This is a genomic window from Hydrogenophaga sp. (assembly GCF_041633695.1).
Lineage (GTDB): Bacteria > Pseudomonadota > Gammaproteobacteria > Burkholderiales > Burkholderiaceae_C > Hydrogenophaga.
Map to the genome: position 1 here is coordinate 1 of NZ_JBFJMY010000694.1, position 1,542 is coordinate 1,542.

The following is a 1,542-nucleotide window of genomic DNA, read 5'->3' on the forward strand; positions in this document are numbered from 1 at the left end:
CAACTGCGGCACTTCGTGGTGCTGGCCGAAACGGGGGTCTTCGTCCAGGCGGCGCAGGCCCTGTTCCTGACGCAGCCGGCGCTCACGCGCAGTATCCAGGCGCTCGAGGATGAACTGGGCGGCCGCCTGTTCGACCGGCTGGGCCGTCGCATCGCACTCACCCCCTTCGGACACGAGGTGCTGCAGCGGGCCCGGCGCCTGGTCGCCGACGCTGAGGCACTCAAGCAAACCGGCAAAGGATTGCATGCGGGCCTGATCGGCAGTCTTCGCGTTGGTCTGAGCTCAGGTCCCGGAGCGCTGCTGTCCACACCCCTCCTGCTGCACATGGCCGAACACCATGCGCAGCTGACCCTGCAGATTTCACGCGGTAACACCGCTGTTCTGATCGATGCACTGCGCGAGCAGGTGCTCGATGCGGTGGTGGTCGATGTGCGGTCGGTACGGCCGTCGGCCGACCTGCAGATCGCCCAGGCCTTTGAAATGGAAGCGGGCTTTCTGGCCTCACCCGAGCACCCGCTGGTCCAGCGCGGCGCGCCGGTCACCCTCGACGAGGTGCTGGCCTACCCGGTGGCCTCCACTCCGTTGAGCGACGAAGTCGCGCGGTTGTTGATCGCACGCTATGGCCCCCAGGCCAACCCGGATGACATGGTGACCTTGCGTTGCGACGAAACGCTAAGCATCGTGGATGTGGCGCGGCGCAGTCACGCCATCGTGCTCACTGCAGACGCTGCTGCACCAGGACTGGTGCGGCTGAACATGACCCCGGCGCTGGACGCCACGGCGCGCTTCGGCCTGGTCACCCTGGCACAACGGCAGGAAGCACCCGCTCTGCGCATCCTGCGCGAGTGGCTGGCCTGCTGGGTGGTACAAAATGCACACGCATGAAACTCACGACTTTGCTGATTGCGATCGAGGTGGGCGGGACGCTTGCCTTTGCCGTGTCGGGTCTGATCGAGGCGATGCGCAAACGCATGGACGTGGTGGGCGTGTTTTCTGTCGCGTTCGTCAGCGCCTTTGGGGGTGGGACGGTGCGCGACCTGCTGCTCGACCGCCGCCCACTGTTCTGGGTGGAGCACGAGGCTTACCTGTGGATGGTGCTTGCCATGGTGATCACCGCGCCCTGGTGGTTCAAGGCCGCGCTGCGTGACGTGGGTGCCCGACTCCTGGACGTGGCCGACGCGCTCGGCCTGGGCCTGTTCGCGATCTCTGGCACTGGCATTGCGATGGCGGCCGGCATGTCGCCGGGTGTGAGCGTGCTGATGGGCGCGACCACCGCCATCGTCGGTGGCGTGGCGCGCGACGTGCTGTGCAACGAAGTGCCCAGGGTCTACCAGGATCACCGGCCTTACGCGCTCTGCGCAGTGGCGGGCAGCCTCGCGTTCCTCGGGCTTGGTGCGCTCGGGGTGGGCTCCGAGTTCCAGAGCCTGGCGGGCATTGCTGTGGCAACCGGCAGCCGCCTGCTGGCCGTCACGTTCGACTGGCAACTGCCCAGCTGGCGCCCGCCGCAGAAATGAAAAAACGCCGGCGCGTGGGCGGGCCGGC

General features: G+C 67.3%; 2 protein-coding genes. Both read left to right on the top strand.

Annotation, left to right across the window (positions count from 1 at the left end; translation table 11 throughout):
• The coding region (locus ABYB95_RS23305) for a LysR family transcriptional regulator (RefSeq protein ID WP_372662687.1) at positions 1 to 885 on the top strand (885 nt) is incomplete at its 5' end.
• On the top strand, positions 882 to 1,514 hold the full coding sequence (locus ABYB95_RS23310; protein ID WP_372662690.1) for a trimeric intracellular cation channel family protein: 633 nt from the start codon (positions 882 to 884) through the stop codon (positions 1,512 to 1,514). The genes ABYB95_RS23305 and ABYB95_RS23310, both read left to right, overlap by 4 nt.
• Positions 1,515 to 1,542: the final 28 nt, after the last annotated feature.